This window comes from Bacillus glycinifermentans, assembly GCF_001042475.2.
Classification (GTDB): Bacteria; Bacillota; Bacilli; order Bacillales; family Bacillaceae; genus Bacillus; species Bacillus glycinifermentans.
Genome location: NZ_LECW02000045.1, coordinates 584594 through 610465, shown reverse-complemented (window position 1 = coordinate 610465; position 25872 = coordinate 584594). Strand labels below are relative to the sequence as shown.

General features: G+C 45.1%; 29 protein-coding genes. 2 read left to right on the top strand and 27 right to left on the bottom strand.

From position 1 onward, the window contains the following. Positions 1 to 40: 40 nt before the first annotated feature. From secA to degS, 22 genes are all read right to left on the bottom strand, one after another. Positions 41 to 2566, bottom strand: coding sequence for a preprotein translocase subunit SecA (secA, locus tag AB447_RS22335; RefSeq protein ID WP_048354949.1), 2526 nt, complete (start codon positions 2564 to 2566; stop codon positions 41 to 43). A 165-nt stretch (positions 2567 to 2731) separates the two neighbouring features. Next, a complete protein-coding gene (hpf, locus tag AB447_RS22330) occupies positions 2732 to 3292 on the bottom strand; it encodes a ribosome hibernation-promoting factor, HPF/YfiA family (protein ID WP_048354948.1) in 561 nt (186 codons plus the stop codon). Between the two features lie 300 nt (positions 3293 to 3592). Continuing rightward, complete coding sequence (locus AB447_RS22325; protein WP_048354947.1) at positions 3593 to 3970, bottom strand: DUF8042 domain-containing protein; 378 nt, start codon at positions 3968 to 3970, stop codon at positions 3593 to 3595. A gap of 9 nt (positions 3971 to 3979) precedes the next feature. Then, the gene (gene fliT / locus AB447_RS22320) at positions 3980 to 4321 is read right to left on the bottom strand and encodes a flagellar protein FliT (RefSeq protein WP_048354946.1); all 342 of its coding nucleotides are present in this window, start codon (positions 4319 to 4321) and stop codon (positions 3980 to 3982) included. Beyond that, positions 4321 to 4722 carry a flagellar export chaperone FliS gene (gene fliS, locus AB447_RS22315; RefSeq protein ID WP_048354945.1) on the bottom strand — a complete coding sequence of 134 codons (402 nt, stop codon included), beginning with the start codon at positions 4720 to 4722 and terminating at the stop codon, positions 4321 to 4323. The genes fliT and fliS overlap by 1 nt, the downstream gene beginning before the upstream one ends. Positions 4723 to 4743: 21 nt before the next feature. Continuing rightward, positions 4744 to 6228: a flagellar hook-associated protein 2 gene (locus AB447_RS22310; RefSeq protein WP_048354944.1), complete on the bottom strand. Its 1485-nt coding sequence runs from the start codon at positions 6226 to 6228 to the stop codon at positions 4744 to 4746. Between the two features lie 16 nt (positions 6229 to 6244). Beyond that, a complete protein-coding gene (gene flaG, locus AB447_RS22305; protein WP_048405766.1) occupies positions 6245 to 6583 on the bottom strand; it encodes a flagellar protein FlaG in 339 nt (112 codons plus the stop codon). 186 nt (positions 6584 to 6769) lie between these two features. Then, complete coding sequence (gene hag / locus AB447_RS22300) at positions 6770 to 7702, bottom strand: flagellin Hag (RefSeq protein WP_048354943.1); 933 nt, start codon at positions 7700 to 7702, stop codon at positions 6770 to 6772. Positions 7703 to 7832: 130 nt separating this feature from the next. Continuing rightward, entirely contained in the window at positions 7833 to 8057 is a 225-nt protein-coding gene (gene csrA / locus AB447_RS22295) for a carbon storage regulator CsrA (RefSeq protein ID WP_048354942.1), read from the bottom strand. After that, the gene (gene fliW / locus AB447_RS22290) at positions 8051 to 8482 is read right to left on the bottom strand and encodes a flagellar assembly protein FliW (protein ID WP_048354941.1); all 432 of its coding nucleotides are present in this window, start codon (positions 8480 to 8482) and stop codon (positions 8051 to 8053) included. The genes csrA and fliW overlap by 7 nt, the downstream gene beginning before the upstream one ends. 21 nt (positions 8483 to 8503) lie before the next feature. Then, positions 8504 to 9070 carry a DUF6470 family protein gene (locus AB447_RS22285; protein ID WP_048354940.1) on the bottom strand — a complete coding sequence of 189 codons (567 nt, stop codon included), beginning with the start codon at positions 9068 to 9070 and terminating at the stop codon, positions 8504 to 8506. A gap of 44 nt (positions 9071 to 9114) precedes the next feature. Further along, positions 9115 to 10032, bottom strand: coding sequence for a flagellar hook-associated protein FlgL (flgL, locus tag AB447_RS22280; RefSeq protein WP_048355001.1), 918 nt, complete (start codon positions 10030 to 10032; stop codon positions 9115 to 9117). 9 nt (positions 10033 to 10041) lie between these two features. Beyond that, on the bottom strand, positions 10042 to 11565 hold the full coding sequence (gene flgK / locus AB447_RS22275; RefSeq protein WP_048354939.1) for a flagellar hook-associated protein FlgK: 1524 nt from the start codon (positions 11563 to 11565) through the stop codon (positions 10042 to 10044). A 17-nt stretch (positions 11566 to 11582) separates the two neighbouring features. Beyond that, entirely contained in the window at positions 11583 to 12059 is a 477-nt protein-coding gene (locus tag AB447_RS22270; RefSeq protein ID WP_048354938.1) for a flagellar protein FlgN, read from the bottom strand. Positions 12060 to 12080: 21 nt separating this feature from the next. Beyond that, positions 12081 to 12347 (bottom strand): flagellar biosynthesis anti-sigma factor FlgM, encoded by a 267-nt coding sequence (flgM, locus tag AB447_RS22265; protein WP_048405767.1) that lies wholly within the window; start codon positions 12345 to 12347, stop codon positions 12081 to 12083. Positions 12348 to 12426: 79 nt separating this feature from the next. Then, complete coding sequence (locus tag AB447_RS22260; RefSeq protein WP_048353652.1) at positions 12427 to 12846, bottom strand: TIGR03826 family flagellar region protein; 420 nt, start codon at positions 12844 to 12846, stop codon at positions 12427 to 12429. Between the two features lie 56 nt (positions 12847 to 12902). After that, a complete protein-coding gene (locus AB447_RS22255; protein ID WP_048353651.1) occupies positions 12903 to 13637 on the bottom strand; it encodes an amidophosphoribosyltransferase in 735 nt (244 codons plus the stop codon). Then, positions 13594 to 13878, bottom strand: a complete 285-nt coding sequence (gene comFB / locus AB447_RS22250; RefSeq protein WP_048353650.1) for a late competence protein ComFB — start codon at positions 13876 to 13878, stop codon at positions 13594 to 13596. The genes AB447_RS22255 and comFB overlap by 44 nt, the downstream gene beginning before the upstream one ends. Before the next feature lie 55 nt (positions 13879 to 13933). Continuing rightward, on the bottom strand, positions 13934 to 15343 hold the full coding sequence (locus tag AB447_RS22245; protein ID WP_057957755.1) for an ATP-dependent helicase ComFA: 1410 nt from the start codon (positions 15341 to 15343) through the stop codon (positions 13934 to 13936). A gap of 118 nt (positions 15344 to 15461) precedes the next feature. Further along, on the bottom strand, positions 15462 to 16304 hold the full coding sequence (locus AB447_RS22240) for a DegV family protein (RefSeq protein WP_048353649.1): 843 nt from the start codon (positions 16302 to 16304) through the stop codon (positions 15462 to 15464). Positions 16305 to 16425: 121 nt separating this feature from the next. Continuing rightward, positions 16426 to 17115, bottom strand: a complete 690-nt coding sequence (gene degU / locus AB447_RS22235) for a two-component system response regulator DegU (RefSeq protein WP_046130088.1) — start codon at positions 17113 to 17115, stop codon at positions 16426 to 16428. Between the two features lie 82 nt (positions 17116 to 17197). Next, positions 17198 to 18355 (bottom strand): two-component sensor histidine kinase DegS, encoded by a 1158-nt coding sequence (gene degS, locus AB447_RS22230; protein ID WP_048353648.1) that lies wholly within the window; start codon positions 18353 to 18355, stop codon positions 17198 to 17200. A gap of 219 nt (positions 18356 to 18574) precedes the next feature. Between degS and AB447_RS22225 the strand changes: the two genes are divergently transcribed. Then, complete coding sequence (locus tag AB447_RS22225) at positions 18575 to 19213, top strand: YigZ family protein (RefSeq protein ID WP_048353647.1); 639 nt, start codon at positions 18575 to 18577, stop codon at positions 19211 to 19213. Between the two features lie 14 nt (positions 19214 to 19227). Beyond that, positions 19228 to 20319, top strand: coding sequence for an LCP family protein (locus AB447_RS22220; RefSeq protein ID WP_048353646.1), 1092 nt, complete (start codon positions 19228 to 19230; stop codon positions 20317 to 20319). A 176-nt stretch (positions 20320 to 20495) separates the two neighbouring features. On the opposite strand, the gene AB447_RS22215 is transcribed toward AB447_RS22220, so the two are convergent. From AB447_RS22215 to tuaE, 5 genes are all read right to left on the bottom strand, one after another. Then, positions 20496 to 21560 carry a glycosyltransferase family 4 protein gene (locus AB447_RS22215; RefSeq protein ID WP_048353645.1) on the bottom strand — a complete coding sequence of 355 codons (1065 nt, stop codon included), beginning with the start codon at positions 21558 to 21560 and terminating at the stop codon, positions 20496 to 20498. Positions 21561 to 21702: 142 nt separating this feature from the next. Next, complete coding sequence (gene tuaH / locus AB447_RS22210) at positions 21703 to 22881, bottom strand: teichuronic acid biosynthesis protein TuaH (RefSeq protein ID WP_048353644.1); 1179 nt, start codon at positions 22879 to 22881, stop codon at positions 21703 to 21705. Positions 22882 to 22899: 18 nt separating this feature from the next. Then, a complete protein-coding gene (gene tuaG / locus AB447_RS22205) occupies positions 22900 to 23658 on the bottom strand; it encodes a teichuronic acid biosynthesis protein TuaG (protein ID WP_048353643.1) in 759 nt (252 codons plus the stop codon). 29 nt (positions 23659 to 23687) lie between these two features. Beyond that, entirely contained in the window at positions 23688 to 24353 is a 666-nt protein-coding gene (gene tuaF, locus AB447_RS22200) for a teichuronic acid biosynthesis protein TuaF (RefSeq protein WP_048353657.1), read from the bottom strand. Positions 24354 to 24392: 39 nt separating this feature from the next. Further along, on the bottom strand, positions 24393 to 25850 hold the full coding sequence (tuaE, locus tag AB447_RS22195; RefSeq protein ID WP_057957754.1) for a teichuronic acid biosynthesis protein TuaE: 1458 nt from the start codon (positions 25848 to 25850) through the stop codon (positions 24393 to 24395). Positions 25851 to 25872: the final 22 nt, after the last annotated feature.

Sequence of the window (25872 nt, the reverse complement as noted above, 5' to 3'; positions counted from 1 at the left end):
TTCCGCCGGGTCAAAATAAAAAGAGGATGAACCCCTCTTTTTATTCTGTTCGACCGCAGCAATTTTTATATTTTTTTCCGCTTCCGCAATGGCAAGGAGCGTTTCGGCCGATGTCGACCACTTTGCGGACCGGCTTTTTCTTGGCTTGTTTTGCATCATCGCCTTCTTTTGGCTGATGCGCTGTCGTCTGTCCCTGGACGACCTCTTCGCGCTCAAGGTTGTTTTCAATTTCAGCTTTCATGACGAATTTGGCCACGTCATCTTCGATGGCGGCGATCATGTTTTCAAACATTGTAAAGCCCTCCATCTGATATTCGCGCAGCGGGTTCGTCTGGGCGTATGCCCGCAAGTGAATGCCTTGGCGAAGCTGATCCATTGCATCGATATGATCCATCCACTTCGTATCCACTTCACGGAGCACGATCACTTTCTCGAATTCGCGCATTTGCTCGGCGCCGTATCTTTCTTCTTTTTGAGCGTATTTCGTTTTGATCCGGTCGAAGACGAGCTCTGTGATTTCTTCAGGCTCTTTTCCAAAAATGTCGCTCTTTTCAAGCGCTCCCTCATCAAGGAGGTTCGCATTGATATGTTCGGCAAGAGCCTCCAGGTTCCAATCCTCAGGCAATTCTTCTTTTGGAGTGTATGAATCGACGATTCGTTCAAGTGAAGACTTAATCATATTTTCTACGATCGAACGAAGGTTGTCGGAATCGATGACCTCAAAACGCTGTTTATAGATGACTTCACGCTGCTGGCGGAGGACGTCATCGTATTGCAGCAGCTGTTTACGGGCATCAAAGTTGTTTCCTTCAACGCGTTTTTGTGAAGACTCAACGGCTCTCGAAACCATTTTGCTCTGGATCGGCGTTGAATCATCCATTCCGAAACGGTCAAGCATCGCCATCGTCCGCTCGGCTCCGAACCGCTTCATTAATTCGTCTTCCATTGAAAGGTAGAATTGGGTAATGCCGGGATCTCCCTGACGGCCTGAACGTCCGCGCAGCTGATTATCGATCCTGCGGGATTCGTGGCGTTCCGTACCGATGACAGCCAATCCGCCAAGCTCTTTTACACCTTCGCCAAGCTTGATGTCCGTACCGCGTCCCGCCATGTTTGTCGCGATCGTCACCGCGCCTTTTTGCCCGGCATTTTCAATGATCTGGGCTTCGCGTTCGTGGTTTTTCGCATTCAGCACCTGATGCGGGATTCCTTTATTTTTAAGCAGCTTGGAAATCAATTCAGACGTTTCGACCGCAACAGTCCCGACAAGGACAGGCTGGCCGACCATATAACGCTGGGCGACATCCTCGGCGACCGCTTTAAACTTCCCTTCCATGGTGCGGTAAATCAGATCAGGACGGTCGTCGCGAACCACCGGCTTATTCGTCGGAATCGTTACAACCTGCATGTTGTAGATGTTGCGAAATTCTTCTTCTTCCGTTTTCGCCGTACCCGTCATACCGGCCAGCTTTTCGTACATCCGGAAATAGTTTTGGAAGGTAATCGTAGCGAGCGTCATGCTCTCGTTCTGAATTTCAAGTCCTTCCTTCGCTTCAATGGCCTGGTGAAGCCCGTCGCTGTAGCGGCGCCCCTTCATCAGACGGCCCGTAAACGAATCGACGATGATAACCTGTCCGTCTTCAACGACGTAGTCAACGTCTTTATGCATCGCCGCATGCGCTTTAAGAGCCTGGGCGATATGGTGGTTTAAAGCCACGTGACGGACATCGAATAAGTTTTCAATGCCGAACGCTTTCTCGGCTTTTGTCATGCCTTCTTCGGTAAGCTGAACGCTTTTCGTTTTAATATCGTATGTGTAATCCTGCTCGACTTTTAACGTACGGACAAACGCGTTGGCCTGGACGTAAAGCTTCGTCGACTTCGCGGCTTGTCCGGAAATGATCAGCGGCGTTCTTGCTTCATCGATTAAGATGGAGTCCACCTCATCGATAACCGCAAAGTGAAGCGGACGCTGCACCATTTCCTCTTTATAAAGAACCATGTTGTCCCTTAAATAGTCGAAGCCAAGCTCATTGTTCGTAGAATACGTAATATCGGCCGCATATGCCTCACGCTTCTCGTCTTTTGACAGGCTGTTCAGATTCAAGCCGACAGTCAAACCGAGAAATTGAAAGATCTGACCCATTTCTTCGGCATCGCGGCTTGCCAGGTATTCGTTGACAGTCACGACGTGAACGCCTTTTCCGGAAAGCGCGTTTAAATAAACGGGCATCGTGGAAGTCAATGTTTTACCTTCCCCCGTTTTCATTTCAGCGATATTCCCATCGTGCAGGGCCATGCCCCCCATCAGCTGAACTTTGAACGGAAACATGCCGGTAACCCGCCGCGATGCTTCCCTGACGACGGCAAACGCTTCTGCCAGCAGATCATCAAGCGTTTCGCCTTTTTCAAGACGCTCTTTAAACTCGATCGTTTTATTTCTCAATGCTTCATCTGAAAGCTTTTCCATCTCAGCCTTGAGCGCATCAATCTCATTCGCTTTCTTTTCATAGCGGCTGAGCGTGCGTTTATTCGGATCAAATACTTTATTTAAAATTCCAAGCATAGAATAACGCTCCTCTGTAAATTTCCTTGTTTATTAGCAGGCAAACAGTAATTTTCATATATGCAATATCATATCACACCTTTTGTCATTTCCAAACAATTTACCGCCCGGAGACGGAAAAAACCCCTCTTCGGAAAATCCGAGAGGGATGTATGCATTCTTTTATTATTCAGTCGGTTCGATCAAACCGTACTTTCCGTCATTCCTGCGATAAACCACATTGGTCAGATTGGTTTCGGCGTTCGTGAATACAAAGAAGCTGTGCCCAAGCATATTCATCTGTAAAATCGCTTCTTCGTTATCCATCGGCTTTAAATTAAACCGTTTTTGACGGACAACCTGAGGCTGTTCTTCGTCGATTTCTTCCTGCAAAGCTGTGCCGATGCCGTTCCCTTCCGCAAACAAATCCTTCGGTAAACCTTTTTCGCGAAACTTCCGGTTCACTTTCGTTTTGTGCTTGCGAATTTGACGTTCGAGTTTGTTTGCTGCGAGATCGATTGCATTGTACATATCTTCGTGATGAACCTCGGCACGGAGGGAGAGGTCTGTCATTGGAATGGTCACTTCAACCTTTGATTCCTGATCATTGTAGAACTTCAGATTGACGTTGACGATCGCATCGACATCATTTTCAAAATAACGTCCCAGCTTTCCAATTTTCTTCTCGACGTGTTCCCTTAATGCTGCTGTCACCTCAATGTTTTCTCCTCTGACGTTGAACTCCATCAAAAGAACGCCTCCTTTATATTAAGGATATGTAAATATATTTCGCCTTTTCCCTTCTTCATTCCTGCTGAAACGTAAAAATTATGTGAAAAATCCGTGAATTTTGACGAAGTTTGTCCATTTATGTATACACGGGCAGCCGAAATCCCTTTATTAAATCCTAAATATATTCATGACCGGAAGAAATCAGAACGGGTTGGCTTAAGGAAAACTTATCATTTATTTAGAAAAAAGAGCATGATGAACATGCCCTTAAAGCGAATTCGATTGTTTCAAATTTGTCTTTTTCGATTTCCGAAGTTAATGAATGACAAACGGCTCCATACATCGATGAATCCCGGCCATCCAATGTCGATAAAGAGGCAGAAACCGGTTTTGCAAGCAGTCCTGAAATTCAGCAGAAGGAAAAGTGTAATAAATCAGGCTGTCAAACCCGCAGAAGACTTTGTCAAAGGAACGGATCGAAGACTCGGCACAGCTTGTCTTCATAATGGAAAGAAGAAGAGCGTGCGACGAGTCGATGTGGAAAAATGCATAGATGAGGTCGTTAAAAATCCGTTCGCCTTCTGTTTTTTCAAAGTTCCGGTCTGCCTCGATTAAGTAGCAAAGCCCTTCCTCAACTGTAAAAAGCAGCTGATAATAAGTTGATAAAAGCATATAATCCGAGGTGCTCGTCAAAACTATCACCTATTTGCGCTTGTCGTAGTACGTGCCGTCAATCGTTATATTGTTGTACGGATTTCTGTACGTTTGATGAAGAGTTCGTTTTTTCTTCGTCTGAAGCAGCTCTTTTTTGATATCCTGCTGCAGCCTTTTCAATTCGGCTGCAACCAGCGGTTCCAGCTCAAGCACCTTCTTCATTTCAAGCTTTTCTTCATGAGAAAGCGGCGGCTTGATCTCTTTGATCAAGCCATCGCGTTTCTGGAGAAAATCTTCAATTGCCTGAAGCAGCTCATCGCTTTCAGGGGCGTCCTTCACCTTCGCGAGCATGTTTTTCGTTTCGTTATAGAACAGCTCTGCTTTGCCCATTATACGTGCCCGCCTGTTCCGAACCGGCCTTGCCGCTCGATTTGAATCGCCTGCTTCCACGCATCGCGGAAGTCTTTCACATACCCTTCGACTTCTGTCACAATGTCTTTGTCATTGTTAATATTCGCTTCGATTAAACGGCGGTAGATATACTCATACATCGCACCCATTGATCCGGCCAGCTCCACTTCCCGGTTTAACGTTACATTTAGCTCCTGGATGATGTTTTGCGCTTTCACAAGGTTCGTATTTTTCATTTCCAAATCCCCTTGTTCGATCGCCTGTTTGGCCAGCTTCATAAATTTCAGGCAGCCGTCGTATAACATGAGCGTCAATTCCCCGGGGCTTTTCATGTTAATCGAATTTTGCTGATAAGCTGCATACGGATTGTTTAAAGCCATTCTTGATCCTCCAGATTCCGATTATTGTCCAAGCATTTGCGAAATGTATGTCGATTGTTCGTTCAATTTTTGAATCGCTTTATCCATCGTGGTGAATTTCGCATAGTAGCGGTTTTCAATTTGCGCCAGACGATCCGTCCACGTGGAAATATCGGTTGCGACTTGTTTTAAATTTTTCCCGATCGAGTAATCGTTGGTTGACATTGAAGAGTTTCCGGCTTTGCCTTCAATCTGTTTCTTCGTATCTGTTAATACAGACTGAAACCGCCTCATGATGCCTTTTTCGTTATAGCTTTCATCCTTGCTGCTTGTTCCCGCCATAAAGAGGTTTGCCACAGCGTCAGGATCTTCCGCGATTTTTGCTTTCAGTTTTTCTTCGTTGATCTCTAAATGACCGCGCTGATTGTACGTGCTTGATGTTGTGATGCCGAACTGAGTTAAATTCAGGGATTCTCCATTTACGGATACATTGGAATAAAAGTCAGTCCGCATTTGGTTTGCTGCGCCGCTTAGAATAGTATCGTTTCTTAATAGACCGCTTTTCGCTTTTTCTTCCCAAAGCTCAACTTGCTTATCTGACATCGCTTCCCTTTGTTCATCTGTCAGCGGTGTATAATCGCGGTATTTCTCCTCAGTCAGCTTGCCGTTGATCGTATCGACGAGATCATTGTACTTTGTGACAAAATCTTTGATTTGATTAAATATAGTGTCAACGTCAGTAGAAACGTCTAATGAGACTGCACTTTTTGTCGTATTTTTCAGCGTATACGTCACATTATTGACGGTAAAATTGTTGGACGTTTTCTCCATTTGCAATCCGTTGATAACGACTTCTGCGTTTTTCCCTTCCTGGCTGGCGACCAGCTTGTTGCCGCTGTCAAACGCAAAACCGAGCTGATCTGTCATGAAGCTTGCTGTCGCTGCATCAGCAGCTTGAATGCTGCCGCCTGCACCGGTGGCTTTTGATGTCAATGCGATCGTTTCCACATATTCAGACCCGTTGTAAATCTTGTCTTTAATCGCTGTTACACCTAAACCGGAGCTGTTAATTTTTGAAACGATGTCATCTAATGTATCCGTGCTTGCCACCTTGATTTCAATCTTTTTCGCTTCTGTTGCTCCAGGGGCTGTCACCTGAAAGGCCAGCGTTTGATCGCTGCCGGTGTAGCCTGAAAGATTGGAAGATTTGTAAGTAGCCGCACTCGCAAGTCTGTTTACCTGGATCGTGCTTGAAGCTGCATTGGTGGTTCCTGTCGCCGTAACTGCCGACTCATCAGAACTCGTCACTTTCTTCGCCCCGTATGTACTCGGACGAAGCATGGTATAAGTTAATTCCTGCAAGTCTTTAATTTTAGTATTGATTTCACGATAGCTGTCCCGCTGCCACTCGAGCGTCTGTTTCTTTTGCTTCAGCTTATCAAGCGGAGCACGCTCCGTTTTCATCAACTTGCTGACGATCTCGTCAATATCCATACCGGAAGCCAAACCTGAAATTCTCGTTACCATATCAAACACTCCTCTTCTATGTTGATTTATCGACTATTAACCCCATAAATTCAGCCATGGCCGCATAAAAATCGAGCCACTGCTTGGGCGGGATTTCCCGAACCACTTCATTCGTCTTATCGTCCACAACCTTCACATAATACTCGCCCAGCTTTTCGTGAAGCTCAAACTGAAGGTGAACTTGCGACGGCTCCAAAAGCTTGTTGGCGCCCTGTACCGTTCTTTCAAGCTGAGGAAACGAAAATTCTGAAGAAAGCTGCTGCACCTTTTCCCCAACTTCCTGCTGTTTGCTCATCATCTGCGTCTTGTAAGCATCAATAATAGGCTCCAAAGATGTCAGTCTTCCGATCGACAATTTTTACCATCCCCTATGCTATGATCTAAAATTTATATCGGCTAAGCGAGTGATAGATTTTAATAAATTTATGGAAAAAACTCTTTTTAAATTCAAAATAAAAAAGCAGCAATCCACTGATCGGATTCCTGCCATGACATTATAATTAAAAAAGACCCTAGCAAAAGCCAGGATCTTTTTATGCAATTAGCGAAGCAATTGAAGCACGTTTTGCGGCTGTTGGTTCGCTTGAGCAAGCATCGCTTGAGAAGCTTGGGAAAGAATGTTGTTCTTCGTGAACTCGCTCATTTCTTTCGCCATGTCAACGTCACGGATACGAGACTCAGCAGCTGTTAGGTTTTCACCAGAAGCGCTTAGGTTGTTGATTGTGTGCTCTAGACGGTTTTGAACTGCACCAAGTTTTGCACGCTGTGCAGATACTTGGTTGATCGCTGAATCAACGATTTTTAGTTGAGTATCAAAACCAACATCAGTTGCAGTAGCTGCGTTATCAGCAAATTTAGTTACATTGATATCTTTAACTGATTGGTTAGCTAACATAGTTTGACCAGTAGCATCTGCAGGATCTTTAACTCCTAATGCATCCGTGCTCATTTTTTCAATGTTAACAGAAATTTGTTGCGTTGCGTTAGCTCCAATTTGGAAAACTAAAGATTTATCAGTTGCTGTTGGGTTTGCTGGATCTGCTGGTGCTTTGAAAGTACCATCCAACAATTTCTTACCGTTGAACTCTGTACGTTCTGAGATGCCATCAATTTCGTCCTTTAATGCTGTGATTTCGTCTTGAATAGCTGTTAAGTCCTCAGTTTGTTGTGTACCAGTGTTTCCAGCTTGAACAACTAGTTCACGTACACGTTGAAGGATTGAGTGAGTTTCAGTCAATGCGCCCTCAGCTGTTTGGATAAGAGAGATACCGTCTTGAGCGTTTTTAGAAGCCATTTCTAATCCGCGGATTTGTCCTCTCATTTTTTCAGAGATCGCAAGACCTGCTGCGTCATCTCCGGCACGGTTGATGCGAAGACCTGAAGAAAGTTTCTCCATGTTCTTTTGGCTTGCGCCATTGTTTGAAGACAGGCGGTTCAGCGTGTTAAGCGCAGCAATGTTGTGGTTGATTCTCATTTTGTATTTCCTCCTTGAAATTTGATTGCACGTCCATGTGCATGTTTTGAAGCATTCAGGCTGTCCTTCCTGCTACATACTTTATATCGGAGGAACCCTGAAATTGTTTATAACAAAAATAAAAAAATCCTCACTTTTTTTGTGAGGATAATTTCGCCAGCAAATCGTTTGAAATGGAAGCGGCCCGGCTGTTTTCTTCCTGGATAGCCATATAGATTTCCTTGCGGTGAATATCGATATGCTTGGGCGCGTCGATGCCGATTTTCACCTGGTCTCCGTCAATTGCGATGACTTTCACTTCTATATCATCGCCGATCTGAATCGCTTCATTGAGTTTGCGCGATAAGACTAGCATGATTCCCCTCCTATCAGATGCTTTGTTTGATAAGGGGAGTCGTGCAAGATCACTTGTTTGCCAAGCATTTTTTTGCGGTTTACGACGATCGGCGCCATCAAATTCGCCGTTGATTTTTCAAATGGCTCTTCTATCGTTAAAATCGCCATCACTTCAACGTCTTCGGCCGCTTCAATTTCAAGAAATTCAACCGTCGTTTCATCAAGGTCAAAGCCGTAGTCCTTGAAAAACACAAACGGACTTGCCACAATGAAAGCAAGTTCAGCCGTTTCCGCCGACTGGAGAACGACGAACGGGGAGTCTTCCGAAAGCGGCAGGATCACGAACTTCTTCTCATCAGAAAATCCCGGCAGGCCGTTTGCAAACATAATGATTTGTTCTTCTTGAATTTGCGTTTCTCCATGGTATTTTGTTTTAATGATCATTGGTCACGATCCTTTGCTGATTTACTTTTGGTTTGGATACTCTACATCTATTTTTAACTCCGGATATTGCAGCATGTCAACCTTGACTTTGCCAGGCGTATAATCGACGACCGGTTTGTGAGGCGTCGCATTGATGATCGCCTTATGCGGCGTTATTTCAATATTGAGTTGAGACGGCTCATATGCGATTTTCACTCTGTCAAAAGACGGGGTGAAATGGACACCGATCTGAATCTGCTCAGGCTCATAGTTTCTTCTTGACTGTTCGGCGATTGGATCGCCTTTGTTTTCGATCCTCATCATTTCGTCGCCTTCTTCGGCGGTTCGCGCCATCCCGTCAAGCCAGTCCTGATATCCTTGCTGTGCAGCCTCTTCTATCCTTTTAAAAATATGCTTCCGATCCAAGTCTTCCCATGCTTTCGTCTGGTCAATCGTTAGCTTTGAAGGCGTCACTGAAATCTCAAGGTCAGCGGGAGGCTGCTCGATTTCCAAATCGGCGTGCGGCTGTTCGATGCTCTGGACCGCCGGCGTTGTCGTCAAACCGATTCTTCCTTGGACGCTTTCCATCATCAGCCTTGGCATCTGCATAACGGTTACCTCCTTGAAAAAAAGCAACTCTTAAAGAGTCGCTTTTAATTTAAAAAGTCAATCAATGTCGGCTGTACGATTTTTGCGTTGACAGAAAGCGCAGCTCTGTGAACGCTCTGCTGTGTAATAAAATCGGTGATCACTTCTTCAAGATCGACATCTTCGTTGTCTGATAACACTTTTGTGGCTGTCTCTTCCTGCAACTTTAAACGGGAGTCGATCAATTCAAGCCGATTGTAGCGCGCTCCAATATCTGACCGTTCTGAGCTCATCGTGTTGGTGAACTGGTCGATATCGGATAAAACAGCGTCAGAGTCAATGCCGTCAAGTGAACCCGATTTCAAAGCCGTTTCAAGAGAATTTAGCATTTCAAAGACATTTTGCCCGCTGCCTGACGTTCCTCCAAAGGCTGAATTCGGATTTGCGTTCACCTTTAATGTCGCATTGCTGGAAACGTTAAAGTTCACGTCGGAAGAGCTTGTGTAGTTTTCAAAATTATACGTGTACGAACCATCAGGATTTTTGACGATCGGTGCGACGTCTGAGTTCGATCCGCTAAAAATGTAGCGTCCGTTGACCTGCGTATTGGCGATTTGAATCAGCTGTTCTTTTAATTGGCCGATTTCGACCCCCGTTGCCTCCAGCTCTGCTTCGCCATTCGTGCCATTTTTCACTTGAACGACCAAATCTCTAACTTTCCCCATCACGTCTATTCCTTCTGTGATGTTATCTTCTGAATTCTCAAGCCATGTGTAAGCCTGTGAAACGTTGCTTTTATATTGCTCCACCTGTGAGAGCTGCGTATTGTATTTCAGGCTTTTCATCGCGACAATCGGATCATCCGACGCTTTTGTGATCTTTTTCCCCGATGAAATCTGCGATTGCAGTTTATCCAGTTTCCCGTAGCTTGAATTGATATAGCGCAATGAATTTTTTGCGATCATACCTTGGGTTACCCGCATCATTTATCCCTACCTTCCTACGACACCCATGCCGTTAATGATCTTATCAAGGATTTCGTCCTGCACTGTGATCATTCTTGCCGCAGCATTATAAGCATGCTGGAATTGAATCATGTTTGACATTTCTTCGTCTAACGAAACGGCGCTCGTCGACTGCCGGTTCAATTCTGCTGAATTGAGCTGCGTCTCCGAATTGGAAAGAAGCCTGTTCGCTTCCTGGGCTTTCACGCCCATTTCACCGATAATGCCCGCATAGTAATCCAAAACGGTTGTCGACTTTCCGCCGATGTCGATTTTTTTCGTGAAAACCGCTGCCAGATTTGTCGCGTTTGAGTTGTCGCTCGTTTCTCCGTTGAGCGATGAGGCAATATTTTGGCCATTGGAATTCATGATATTATCGGCTACTTTTATTTTCGCTGCCGCACCTTTTGCAGGCTCGGCCTCGCCCCCGGTAAATTCAAAGAAAAGGCCGCCCGGTTGACCGGAAGATGTGACTCCGTTTTGATGGACTTCATTGAACGCCTTTGCAAGCGCCAGCGCCATTTCATCCAGATTCGCGAGCATTTCAGGATAAGTCCCTTTTTCTTCGCCGCCGGACATGTAGCCGAAAGATTCAATTAAACCTAAAAGCGATCCTTTGCTTGTAAAAGCGTCTGCATTAATGTCCGTTCCGCCGATTGATACGCTTGTCACCAGGCCTGTGCCATCGTCATAATTGACTTTCACTTCCTTGGTTGTGAAGGTTGTTCCGTCAAGAACCTTGCCGAGAGACCGGCCGTCACTGCCGATGATGTCGACGGAAACGGTTCCCTCTGCGGTCGCAAGCGAATTGCCGCCCGATTTATTGTAGCTGACTTTGATATTGGCCATTGAAGAAAGCTGATCAAGCAGCAGATCCCGCTTATCGTACAAATCATTCGGAAGATAGCCGTTCGGTTCGACATTGGCGATTTGCTCGTTCAGGCTGTTCAGCTGGGAAAGGAGCGAATTAATGGTGATCGTGCTTTGTTCGATCTGATCCCCCAGGTCCTTTTGAACGGTTGTCAGCGAATTGTATAATTCGTTAAACGTATCTGCCACAGCCTGGCCCTTTTGAGCAACGACTGAACGCGCGCTCGACTCGTTCGCATTGCTCGTCAATTCCTGGATCGATTTCCAAAAAGAGTTGAGCACGTTGTTTAAGCCGCTGTCTTTTAATTCGTTCATGATGTTTTCCATTTGCGCTAAAGCGCCGGCCTTCGAATCGTAATAGCCGTAGTTCGTGTTTTGCGTCCGATATTGGTAGTCGAGAAAACTGTCTCTGACCCTTTCGACCGCGCCGACTTCAACGCCTGTCCCCATTTGTCCGGCAAGTCCGACAGCGTTTCTTGATACTACCGGATAAGGAGTAGTCTCTTGAAAAGCGACTCGCTGCCTTGTGTATCCTTCGGTATTGGCGTTTGAAATGTTGTTTGATGTTACGCTTAAAGCCGCCTGCTGGGCGGCCAGCCCTCGTCTTGCGGTTTCAAGTCCCATAAAAGTTGGTATCGTCATCTTTCTTTCCCTCCGTTCTAAGCCTTTGAATCAAATAGGGACAGCCTGCTTGAGCCTCTGGATTGACTCGGCTCCTGCGGTTTTCCGTAGTTTGCGTTTCCTTCTTTCGGAAGAAGCATGTCCAATGTGAGCGTTATGAATTGAAGCGACTGAATGGTCAGCTGTTTATTCAAATGGTTCACATCTTTTAAACGGGTGACGAGCTGTGACATCCTTTCAAACAGCTGCTCCAACGCCGTTTTGTCGCTGCCTTCAGCCTCGCTGATGCATGTGCTGATCGTGGTGTCCGCCTTGCCGAGGCATTCTTTTGTTGCTTCAATCCGTGCCTCTTCGGTTTGTTCGATCGCCTGCACGTATTTTTGTTCTTTTGTCAAAATCTCAGAAAGTTCTTTTATTTCGTTCTTCTTCAGCGCCTCCGTTTTTCGTTCGGACAGCGTCAGCAGATGTTCATGCAGAACACAAAGGCGTTCAAGCTCTTGTATCACCCGTTTCACCGATTCGTCTTCCTCCTTACATTATTGCTGTTTATAGAAATTAACCATTTTTTCGGCTATTCCCGCACGGTCGATTTGGTATGTGCCATTTTCGACTGCCGCTTTTAGCCGCGCGATTTTTTCCTGGCGTTCCATCATTAAATCAGGTCCTTTTTGCAGCTCTTTGGCTTTTGCCGAAATTTCAACTTTATCCTCCTGCTGAGCATTTGTTTGAGAAGGCGTTGCTTGTTTATCAAAAGATTTATGGTAAGGATTAACAGATTGTGTTCCGTATTGGTTGATCTTCATGGGATTCCTCTCACTTTCCGTCATAGTCGTCTATGATCATACTCATTTTATCGTCTGAGCTTCGAGTTAGTTTAGGGAATCAGTTGTTTTTAGGCTGAATGGTATAGTATGTGCCTTTGGAACTATTCTGCTTTTCTTTTTCGAGCTGCTCCAGCTGGTCTAATTGGCTCATCTGCGATTCTATGTCTTGTTCACAGGCGGCACAGTACCGGCCTTCCCGAATCATCGTTCCGCATCTGTCGCACGGGTAGCCCAGGTTCGGAAAATTAGAGATGTGGATTCGCTTCTGTCTGATAAATTTCAGAATGAGCTCTTCCTCTACTCCCGTTTTTTCCACGATTTCAATCATCGTAGCCTGCCGGTTTTCCTGCTTTTTCAGGAATTTGTATACTGTCTCAAATGAACGTTCTTCTTCTTTCAGACAAGAGTTACATATGGTTTGAAAGCTGTTTTTCATAAACAATGCGTTGCACTTTGGACAATTCGCCAATTGGTTCATAATTTTGACTCCTACCTTAAATTCTATCATTTATATCGGCAGGGAAAATAAATGATTTAGCTTCGAATCAAAGTGAAAGATGATACCGAATCTGCTTCTCCGTCCGCTTTCAGACATTGGGCAGCTTGATGAACGGTGGCCCCTGTCGTATACAGGTCATCAATCAGAAGAATTTTCATGCCTTTTACAGAACCCTTGTCCGTTTTAAAAACGTTTTTTTGTTTAAGGCGCTCTGCCCTGCTTTTTTTTGACTGTTTCTCATTTTCGGTTCTAATCAACGGATGTATGACAGGCCTTTTTAATAAGGAAGCAAGCCTTTCCGCCTGATTAAAGCCTCTTTCCTTTTTGCGTTCTTCGCTGAGAGGCATCGGGACAATAGCGGCATCTGTATGCCGGCAGCACGCTTGAAAGGTGCGGACAAAAGAAGGGGCAAAAGCGTGGACGATTTCAGCGTCGCCTCTAAACTTAAAACGGGCGAGCACTTCTTTCATGAAGGGATTGTAAAGATATACAGAGCGGTTTTGTTCAAGGAGGCCTCGGGTTTTCGGATTTGCTTCCCATTTTAGACAGTCGGTGCACAGCTTTTCGCCGTCTTGAAGACGCCCGCATTTACGGCAAACGGTCCCTTTTATTTTGATAAAGCCCTCCTTACATTCTCCGCATATTTTTTCCTCGTCATGAGTAAAGAAAAAAGTCTCCCATGAAAGAGAATGTGAAAGAGGAGCTTCACAAATTAAACAAAGCAGCTTACACCCTTCCTTTCTTTCTGTATTCGCAATGCGGATTTTCATTAACTATTCTTGCCGCTTCTGCGAGAGTGACAAGCATCGATGTATTTTTTTGTTTGTCTACGAGCTCTGCCTTTATGTATGCCAGTTTCGTACGATCTGTGACATATTGCGGTTTGACCGCATTCAAGGCTAGTGCGAGCACATCTTCTCTGCACCTTTGACACAAGCAGCTCATGTGGAGCTGATCAATATATTGATCAAACAATTCTTCCAAAACAGATTCTTTTGCATTGACTAACATTCAGGCACCGCTCCTTATACACATCTTATGAGTATACTGTACCATGATTATCGGACTAGTCAACCAAATTTTCCAGTAAAGCCATTTTATTCATTCGGCGAATATGACGGCGGGCTGCGACCATGTTCGCCGTCTTGCCGAAGTGAAAAAAACGGACGTCACCTGTTGTATATTGCGGGTGCCTCCCGGCTCTACCCGATATTTGGACCAGGGCGCTTTCGTCAAAAACGGCCGATTCAGCGCCCAGCACTCCGACTTGTGCTTTTTTGACCGTTACGCCTCTTTCCAAAATGGTCGTCGTGACGAGGATATCAAGCGTCCCATCCCTAAACCGCTTTACCTTTTCATTTCTATCCGGATCATCGGCATAAACGCCTTCGGATTGAAAGTGTTCCTTCTTTAACAGGGGAACCACAGATTTGAGAGCCGGAATAGACGGAACAAATAAAAAGACCGGCTGTTTTTGTTCTTTATGTTTGAAAAGCCATCTTTTGACGGCTAAAGGAATGATGTGGCGTTTGAGACTCTTTTTCCAGTTTCCGCACCACGTAAATGACGGTTCAGGCAATGGCTTCCGATGATACCGGGCCGGGATGTGAGCGGCCTTGAGCCGCCCGCTTTCAGCTCGTTTTTTCATTTCCCGGGAAGGAGTGGCTGTTAAATAAATGCGGGCGCTTTGCCGCTTCCCTGCTTTTTCTACGGCGTACTGCAATGTTTGATCATAACTGTACGGGAACGCATCAACCTCATCAACGATCATCACATCGAACGCTTCTTTATAGCGGAAAAGCTGATGGGTGGTCGATATCATAAGAGGGGAAAGCATCCCTCTATCGGGACTTCCCCCGTATAAAGCGGCGATTTCTGCGCCTTCAAAAGCTTTCTTTACGCGCGGGGCAAGCTCCAGCACCACATCCGTTCTCGGAGTGGCTATGCATACTCTCAAGCCATGGTTTAAAGCAAATTCGATTCCTTGAAACAAAATTTCCGTTTTGCCTGACCCGCAAACCGCCCAAATTAAAAGCTCTTCTTTTTTTCGAATCGCTTCAATAATCGATCTTGCCGCTTTCTCCTGGCCCGCCGAAAGAATTCCCTCCCAAACCATCTGGACAGGCGGCCATTTAGACTGATCACCGCCTTTCCAAGTCAATAGTGGCGTACATTCGCTTACTCTGCCCATCATTACGCACGAACGGCAGTAGACACATTGTTTATTGCATGCATAACAAGGATACCGGGCGAAAAGCACCTGCTGATCCTGGCCGCACCGTTTGCAGACAAAGCCTTTTGTCGTTTCTTCAATCGGTTTTTCAGCTTTGATCAAGCCTTTTTGGATATGCCATTCAATTACATCATCGGGAAAGGGAAGTTCACTTTTGAGAAGGTGGCGGGATTCAAGCAATGACTGTAAATTGCGGGAGTATTCAGATGGGGGCTGCTTTCCGGCGATAACGATCACCTCCAATCTACCATTTAGTATCTTGCATGCCCGTTTTTTTGTAAAACTGGAAAAATCGAAAAATAGCGGGGTTTTTACCTTGGAAAATCAAAAAATCTCCGTTTTGTCAAACGGAGATTGGCGTTTATACTATATACCAGGCAATGCCCATTGCCCCCTCGCCGAGATGCGTGCCGACCACAGGGCCAAAATAGCTTTTGTAAAATTCGACGTGCTGATATTTTTGCGACAGATCTTCAATGATCTGATCGGCTTCTTCTTCGCGGTTCGCATGGATGACGACCGCCCTCATCGGCTTGCCTGTTCCGGCATCCTCATCAAAGAGTTCAAACAGGCGGTTTAAGGCTTTTTTTCTCGTCCGGATTTTTTCAAATGGAACGATCAGCTTATTCTCAAAGTGTAAAATCGGCTTCACTTTTAAAAGGCTTCCGATAAAGGCCTGGGCTCCGCTCAGCCTGCCCCCTCTTTGCAGATGGGAAAGGTCGTCAACCATGAAGTAAGCCCTCATCGAGGTTTTCATATGATCCAAATGACTGAGGATTTCTTCAGGCGCTGCTCCTTTTTCCGCCATCTCAGCCGCTTCGATCGCATAAAAACCTTGAGCCATGCAGCTGATTTCCGAATCAAACGGATACACTTTGACGTTTTCCAGCATTCCATCCGCCGACACGGCGCTGTTGTACGTGCCGCTGATTCCGCTGGAAAGATGGATGCTGATGATCGCATCATATGTTTCGCCAAGCTTTTCATACAGTGCGATCAATTCGCCGTAGGCCGGCTGGGATGTCGTCGGGAGATCTTCATGAGCTTTTACTTCTTTGTAATAATCCTTCCAGCTCATGTCGTCCTCTTCCTTGTATGAAGCCTCTCCGAAAATCACGTTGAGCGGTATCATGTGTATATTGTGGTTATCCCGCAGTTCTTTCGGTATGTAGGCTGTACTGTCAGTTACAACTGCTGTTCTCATAAAATAAACCTTCCTTATGAAAGATACTTTGTTTCCTATTTTAAAAGAAAAACAGTTGTTTTTCATTATAAAATTTGATTTTCGAAAAAAAAGAAAAGACCTGCCGATGGCAAGTCCACTTTTATCTCATTTCTACCCAGCCATTTTTGATGGCCACAACGACTGCTTGTGTTCTGTCGTTTACGTTCATTTTCTGCAGGATGTTGCTGACGTGGTTTTTAACCGTTTTTTCACTGATAAATAAAGATTCTCCTATGCCGCGGTTGCTTTTTCCGTCCGCGAGCATTTGCAATACTTCGCATTCCCGCCTTGTGAGAATGTGCAAAGGTCTGCGGATTTCTGGATACACTTCGTGCTGAGCGTGAGATGACACGCCGCTTGTTGCCAGACGGCGAAATTCGTTAACAAGATTGTGCGTAACCTTAGGATGAAGGTAAGAACCGCCTTCAGCCACTACCTTAACGGCTTCAATCAGTGTATCGGCATCCATCTCTTTAAGCAGATAGCCGCGTGCTCCGGTTTTTAACGCATGTGTCACATAGTTTTCATCATCATGGATCGATAAAATTATGACCTTTGATTCCGGATACATATCGACAAGTTGTTTTGTCGCTTCAACTCCGTTTACATTCGGCATATTGATATCCATGATGACTACATCCGGATGATAGTGCTCGACAATGCGAGCCGCTTCGTCACCGTCGTCTCCTTCAGCCACTACCTCAAAGGTAGGTTCGAAATCCAAAATCCGTTTTACTCCTTCACGGAATAACTGGTGGTCATCAATAATTACAATATTTACTTTAGTCACAAGCTACGCCTCCCCATTTTTCATTGTTCTACACAGCGCTTTTATGGTCAATATGTCTTTTGTCTCTATTTTACAATTATCTTTACAATGACAGCGGAACTTTAATTAAAATAAATGTCCCGAGACCTATTTTCGAGTCGATCGTCATCGTACCTTCAAGCAAATCGACTCTTTCCTTCATTCCAAGCAGACCGAACGATTTGTTTTTCTTCTTTTGCGCTTCTTTTAAATCAAAGCCGTTTCCGTTATCTTTTATAATCAGCGTAACAAAATCTTTCGTCACTTCTACTTTAACATGAATTTCGGTTGATTCGGAATGTTTTAGGGCATTTGTGACAGCTTCCTGAGCCAGCCGGAAAAGCGCCACTTCAAATCGAGGTGCAATCCGCCTGTCTTCCGATTCCCCGATGCAATGGAAATGGATTTTCGCTTTGCCATGATAATCTTCGATCGTGTTCAAGTATTTTCTGAGCGTCGGAATCAGGCCCAAATCGTCTAAAGCCATCGGCCTTAAGTCATAAATAATCCGTCTGACTTCATAAAGGGCATTGCGAACGTTTTGCCGGAGGTTTTTAATTTCCTGAAAGCCTTCTTCGGTCCCCTTGTCCCTGAAAATCCGTTCGATCAATTCAGATCTCATCATCACGTTTGCCAGCATTTGCGCCGGACCGTCATGAATTTCGCGCGAAACCCTTTTTCTTTCTTCCTCTTGCGCTTCGATGATCCGCAAGCCGAAATCCTGTTTTGCCTGCGCGTCTTCCAATAAAACGCCGACCTGGCGCAGATCTTGGTTTAAATAGTTTAAAACGACAGTTATCTGGCTGACAAGCCCTTCGGAACGCTCAATGATTTCCTGAAGACCGAGGAGACGCCTTTCCAGATCGTCGCGCTTCTCTCTCAGCTGCTTTTCGCGCTGCTGAATCATCGTCAGCTCAACTTGAAGTTTGTGCGCCTTTTCATAAGCTTCGCGAATTTCCGTTTCACTGAATTTATGAAAGTTTCTGCTGACCTCTGACAGACGGTTCCTCGCATGCCGGGCATGCACCTCCAACTTGTCTCCGAGATCGATGACTTCGTTGACCTGCTGCTTGATCTGCTTCAGCTCTTCCACCAAGCCTTCATATTGCTGACGGGACTGTTCGCCGATTTGAAATACTTCATCCTTGCTCCCGTCAACGGTTTTTAACATCTTCATAATTATTGAATCCAAGGCTTTGGAGTCCATTTTGGAAATGCTCACCCATTTTCCCTCCGTAACAGCATTGTCATGTAGTTTTATCATAAATTTCATTGAACTGAAATTCGTGTCGAATTATAATGAAAGAATGCGTATTCTGTTTTTTGGTTCTATTATGATCTCCCTTCCATATCTCTTTAATCATAACAAAATGCGCGTGAAAATTCTAAGTCTGTTCGTATTTTATGAACATCCGCATGGCTTGTCAGGAGGTAAAATGACATGCTTCAAAGCTATCTCACTGTTTCCGGCGAAGGAACCCATGAAATCGTAATCGAGAAGTCCCGGTTCATTTGTCATTTAAGCCGTGTCAGTACTGAAAAAGAAGCACAGGATTTTATTCATAACATAAAAAAACAGCATTGGAATGCCACTCATAATTGTTCCGCCTATGTCATCGGGGAAAACGACCAAATTCAAAAGGCGAACGATGACGGAGAACCGAGCGGAACGGCGGGAGTCCCGATGCTTGAAGTATTAAAGAAACGCAATTTGAAGGATACTTGCGCCGTTGTTACACGGTATTTCGGCGGCATCAAGCTCGGCGCCGGAGGATTGATACGCGCTTACGGAAAATCCGTATCAGAAGGGCTGAACCATATCGGCGTCATCGAACGCAAACTGATGCGCGTGATGCATACCAAAGTGGGCTATACATGGATCGGCAAGCTGGAAAACGAGCTGCGCGAATCCCCTTATCAAATCAAGGATATCCACTATGCCGACGACGTTGAATTTGAAACGTATGTAAAAGAAAGCGAAAAGCAGGCTTTTACAGAATGGATAACCGAATTAACAAACGGCAAAAGCGAAAATAGAGAAGGCATTCAGATATATCTGGAGGAAGCTTTTCATCATTAAAGGAGAATAAATATATGGCTGAGCGTGTAAAAGTGAAAGTGCGCAAAAAGAAGAATAAGAAAAAGAAGCTGATCAAGCGGTTTATTTTGCTTATGCTGCTCGCACTTCTCGCGGTTGGCGGAGTGGGGATATACAAGATTTACAACACGATCTCTGCAGCTGACGACACCTATGATCAACTGGATCGGGGCGAGAAGTCGAAGCTTCGCGATGAAGTCGTCGACATCAAGAAAAAACCGTTCTCGATCTTGTTTATGGGTGTGGAAAATTATGCGACCAAAGGGGAACGCGGCCGCACCGATTCCCTTATTGTCGTAACGCTCGACCCAAAACAAAAAACGATGAAAATGCTGAGCATCCCGAGAGATACAAGGGTTCAGCTGGCCGGTGACACAACCGGATCCAAAACGAAGATCAATGCGGCCTATGGAAAAGGCGGAAAAGAAGAAACAATCGAAACGGTCGAAGATTTCTTAGGCATTCCGATTGACTATTATGCAACGGTCGATTTTGACGGATTCAAAGATGTCATCGATGAAATCGGCGGCATCGATGTCGATGTGCCGTTTGATTTTGACGAAAAAAGCGATGTTTCCAAGACGAAAAGAATTTATTTCAAAAAAGGAAACATGCATTTAAACGGCGAACAAGCGCTGGCCTACGCCAGAATGAGAAAGCAGGATAAGCGCGGGGACTTTGGAAGAAACGACAGGCAAAAACAAATTCTGAAAGCGGCCCTCGATCAAATTTCCAAGCCGCAAAACCTCGCCAAAATCGATACGATTGCCCAAAAAGCGAGTAAAAACATTAAAACAAACTTTAGAATTACGCAAGCTTTGGCCCTTCAGGAAATATACAACGGCTTTAAAGGCGACGACATCAAGACGCTAAGCATTACCGGACAGGATCTGAATATCGCCGGGGTATATTACTTTGAAGCAGACGAACAAAATCTGACAAATGTTCAGAATGAATTGAACCATCATTTATTTCCGGGTTCAACCGCTGACTCAAGCGGAACATCGTCTGACAGCTCTGACGCAACTGCCGACGGAACGGACAGTTCCACCGACAGCTCTACGGATACGTCCGCGTCTTCTTATTAATTAATAAACCTCTTGAAAATCTTATCGATTTTCAAGAGGTTTTTTCTTTCCCGCTTCGAGTCTTCCCTTATATCGGTAAACCTAGTATTTTTTAAAGTATTTTGAGTGGCAAGGATCATTTTCCACACACAAAAACCCTGATCTCTCAATAAGAAATCAGGGTTTTGCATTACAAATCAATTCCTCTTCACCATCCGCCTGTAAAACTTCGTGAACGGTTTGTATTTTTCATTCACGAGTCCGGTAACCTCTGCGATGATCTGCATGAACAAGATCAGGCCGAAGATGATGATGATTGACATCCAAAGAGTCGCCGTTTTCAGGATAATGGCGCAGAGGCTGAAGATGATGCCAATTAGATAAATGACGATGACGGCCTTTCTGTGGGACAGACCGAACGCCATCAGCCTGTGATGGATATGCGACTTATCAGGAGCCGAAATCGGCTGTTTGTTCAAAATCCTTCTGATGATCGCAAACGTCGTGTCAAATATCGGTACGCCTAGAATGATGATCGGGACTCCGACGCTGAAAAGCGTTACACTTTTGTACAGCCCCAACAGCGACAGGACTGAAATTACATAGCCGAGAAAGAGCGATCCCGTGTCTCCCATAAAAATTTTCGCCGGGTGGAAATTATAGAAGAGAAAGCCGAGCGTGCTGCCGATGACGACTAACGATAATGAGAAAATCAAAATTTTGTCGGCTGAAAAAGCCATGACGGCAATCGTCGAAAGGCCGATCACGGATATCCCGGCCGCCAATCCGTCCAACCCGTCAATTAAATTGATCGCATTGGTGATTCCAACGATCCACAAAATCGTCAACGGGAATGAGAGCCAGCCCAAATCGAAGCGGACGTCCCAAAACGGAATCGATAAAAACTCCATTTTCAGCCCCGTACTGACGATCAGGCACGCGACTAATATTTGAACGATGAATTTGACTTTCGCACTTAAATTATATTTATCATCTATAATTCCTAAAATGACAATCATAAAAGCGCCGAGCGTGATAGCCGTAATTCTGTTTTCGTAAAGTCCGCCGGCCACAGAGCCGGTCAAGACTCCTATAAATATGGCTAAACCGCCCATTCTTGGCATGACTTTTTCGTGTATTTTTCGATTATCCGGACGATCGACGATCCCGGATTTGATTGCTATGCGTTTTACAAGCGGAGTAATGATTAATACAACAAGCAGAGAGACAAAAAACGCAAAAACCGTGCGTTCATAAGACATAAGGAAGTCTCCTTTTTAAATGAAGTCTGGATAGTTTATATCGTTATTAAAGTTGGACATACTCCTCCATTATACAATTTCATTATTTATTATAACAAGCACAAGCCAAAAGAAACATCATAAATTATCATCCGCTGTAAACTTATGCATCTTTATTCAAGTTCAGTTTTCCAAGCATGATGAAAAACAGCTGGCGCCAATCCTTTTCGCGCGCTGTTTTCTTGCGGTTTTCCACAGACGAGGGGTCATCATGCGAACGCTCGAGCTCTTCACAGAGAGCGATAAATGCGCCGGAATCGCTTCCCGTCATATGCCGGTATACATTCTCCTTCTCCACCTTTGCCGTTGAAGGCAGGTTCATGCCTGCGACAGGCTTTCCCGCAGCCAAAAATTCAAACAGCTTTAAAGGAAAAACGGCATTGTTATACGGAGAAGGCTTATAAGGCATGATCCCGATATCGACGACATTCATATAGGCGGGGACGTCTGCAGGTGCTGCCGGGCCTGTCCAGATAACATTGTCCTCTTCAAGCATGTCTTTAAAATCCGGGTCACCATTCGTTCCGTCAGGGCCGACAAATAAAAATGTCCAGTCTTGCTTTGCTCTCGCCGCTTTTTTGATCAGCTTAAAGTCGAGCTTAGGTTTAATTCCGCCGATAAAGCCTAAAACGGTGCCTTGCCTTTCGCCAAGTACGTCCGCCCTTTTGTCATTCGCTGCGAAGAAATCGTATTCGACTCCGTTTTCCACTGTAAAAACCGGCTTGTCCTCTCCGTTCAGCCGGTTTTTCACATTTTGGCACAAATATTCTGAAGTGCAAAAAATCGTATTTGCCGCTTTGATAATTCTGCTTTCAGCCTCAAAAATAACCTTTTGCCTGAAAGCCGATGCGAGGTTTTGTTTTCCGCTGATCGGAGCCGCCCAAAGGTCGCTGCAATCATAGATGACTCGATCCCAGTCATAAAGCGCCGCCAAAAGCGGAAAACCGGGGAAGGTGTACCATAAATACACGTTCTCGCCTTCCGCCGCTTTTAAACGCTCAAGCAATGGCGTCAGTTTCTTTTGGTAAAAGACGTCACGGTAGCGGGCGAACCTGAACATTTTCTTTTTCAAAAAGTCCTTTACCGCAAATTGTATAATGCCGTTGTGAAGCCTTGTAAACGCCTCTGAAGGCGCTTCTTCGGCCGGGCATACCCAGATGACTTCCCGCGTATTTTTTTGCTCCGCCAGAAATTCAGCGAGGCGGTGCCTTCTGTACCTTAATTGATCTTGTCCCCATTCACCCGTCGCCACGACGACGTGTATCGCTTTTTTCTCTCCCACGTTCCATCACTTCCCGCGCTATAATCTTTTCTTTACCGCATTTTTTGCATAATGGACGAAGCACCATGTCGCCTTGATCAAATGCAGACGCTCGATTTCCCTGTATACATACCAGGTTTTCTGAGCCGCCTTCCACTTGTTTCTCGAAATCGACGTTTCGACGAGCCGGTATTCTGCCAAAGGCTCGTTCAGCCCGTATGCTTTAAAGCCTCTTTTCAAAATGGACAGCCATGTCGCTAAATCCTGCCGGGTCCTGATATCCGGCATTTGAATGTCGCCTGTTTGTTCTCTGTCAAGCATGACCGTCAGACAGCCGATGATCGTATTTTTCAGCACGTCATCATATGTGAGGCTTTCGGGCGCTTCGATCGTTTTATGAAGCGCCCCGCCGTTTTGGTTGATCAGCTCGTAGGCCGTAAATGTGAAGGCATGCTGATGCTTCCTCATAAAGTTGAGCTGTTTTTCAAGCTTCTCTTTTTTCCAAACATCGTCGCTGTCCAAAAACGCTACAAAGCGGCCTTTTGCCTTGTTGAGCGCCGCATTGCGCGCTGCAGCCGCTCCACGATTCTCCTTTAAATAGATGACATGAATACGCTCATCCTCTGCTTCATAGCGTTTCAACATGTCTCTTGTTCTGTCTGTTGAGCAATCATCCGCAATGATCATTTCCCAGTCGGAAAAGGTCTGGCCGATGACAGACTGAATCGTCGTCTCGATAAATTCCTCCGCGTTATAAGAAGGTGTAATGACAGAAATTAAAGGTTCTTGGCTCGTCATGGTCCTGTTCCACATCCCCAATCAAAAATTTAGCGTTCTTTCAAAACTTCCGGAACAACAACGATAAAAAACGACAGCGCCAAACCGATCAAAACGCCCAGTACCGCTCTTTTTTTAGGAGACATTCCGCCGGCCACATTATCCAATGCGGTTAACGGCTCTATTTCTTCAGCCGCTTTCAAGTCGAGCCTGTTCGTTTCCAGCTCATACAAAAACCGCTGTTTATCGACTTTTGAATCAGCGCTGACCGTTTCGCCTTCAAGCGCTTTTATGTTCTTTTCGATCACTCGATCCCTTTTCAAAAACAGCTTTTTATCTTCCTTCTTATAAGCATCTTTGATTTTTTCCAAAACATTCAATGTTTGTTCTTTGTCAGGTCCTGTATAGCTTAGATTAAAAAGCGAATCCGATCTGATGTCGATCACCAGCTCCTCCTTGATACTTGCAAGCTCCTCTTCGTCCAAATCGGGAAAAACCTCTTTTAAAAACGGATCATTTTTCAGCAATAGAGGAACCTCTTTTGCATTGTTGTAAAGCGATTCTCCGTAATTCCCCGTCGATATGGTGACGCTTGCCGTATAGTCAGCCGGCGCAGCGGCGCCTTTCGGCATAAAATACCCAAACAGCCCCAGAACAAGCGGAAGCGCGACAATCGGCACGATATACTTTTTGATTCTGCCTGCAATACGTTTCATTAAATGTTTCACACGAATTTCTCCCTATTATTAAAATTCTTATCTGAAACGCTCGGTTTCATCTGTCCCTTTAATTCTAAGCGTGTTGACGGTGGCAATGACCAGGGCAAGAAACACCCAATGGAAATACAAATTTGACATCGAACTTGGGCTTATGCTTGAAACGAGAAAGCTGATAAGGGCGGCGAGCAGCCCTTCCAAAAGAAGTTTGTACCGGCTTGTCAGCCTGCTTTTATAGAATCGATACAATAACAGCATGAGATACCCGTACATCGTTACATAGCCGAGCATCATGATCACCCCGAAATTCGCCATGATTTCGACAAGCCAGTTATGCACCTCAACCACTTGATCAGTATCAAAAATTGCATGGTGTTCTAAATAATAAGGAACGTTTCCGACACCGACGCCGAACCCGTATGTGTCGAGCACATAATGCCCTGCGTTCTTCAAAAGATTCGCCCTGGCGACGTTTGACGGAAGCGGCTCACTGAAATCGTGCGCGGTTTGCGGGGCTAAAAATAATGTATACACGACATTTGTAATTTTCCCTGCAAAAAGCACGGCAAAAGCGGCAAACCCGCAAACCGCGGCAACGAGGACCCACTTTTTCAAAAAACGGGGCAGCAAAATGAACGCGTAAAGAAGAAGACCCGCGATCACCCCTAAAATGCTTGCCCTTGAGCCTGTTAAAAAAATCAAATACACGGAGCAGCACGCAAGGACCAAACCTGCTATTTTCAAATAGCTGTTTTTCACATTTTTAAAAAAAGCGGCGTAGAAGAAAAAGCTGATTGACAAAAACGTCGCAAAATCGTTTTGGTTGAAAAACACAGATGTCGGATAATGCTGTTTATACTGCGGCCCGTTGTACAGCGTCGAGCTTGGCAAATGGTGCAGCGTAAAATGGTTATACAATCCGATGATCATCAAAAAGACCGTCATCACCATCCATATGTAATAAAACGCGAGCAGCCGTTCGAGCTTCTGAAAATACATCACGATCAGAAAAACGAAAAACATTCCCATCCCAAGCAATGATAAATATTTTAATCCGTCTGTAACAGACTTGACCCAAAGCAGCGAAATCATTCCATAACAAAACCAAAAAGCAAAAAAAGCAAGGATGCCCTTCACTTGAACGCGGTTCCAACGTTCAATGGGATCTTGACTGTTCATCATTTCCCAAATCAGCCAGACAGCTGCGGCGATCAAGAGAATCCTGTACGGAAACAGGCTGAAAAACCCGAGCTTGATCGAAAAAAAAGCATTATTGGCAAAGGTCGCCGCAATGAGAAGATAAATGACGGGCATCATCAGCTGCTCGTATGACAGATAAGGCTTGAGCAGCAGAATCACGGCCGATGCGATCAATAACAGAAAGAAACACAGTATTTTTTTTGAGCTTGTTTGAGCCAAAAGATGAGTGAAAGCTAAGCCTGCGGTCAAAGCTGCGAGCCAAATCAGCACATTGACCGCCGAACGTTTCAAACTCATTGGTCCCCCTCCTTCCGCTTCT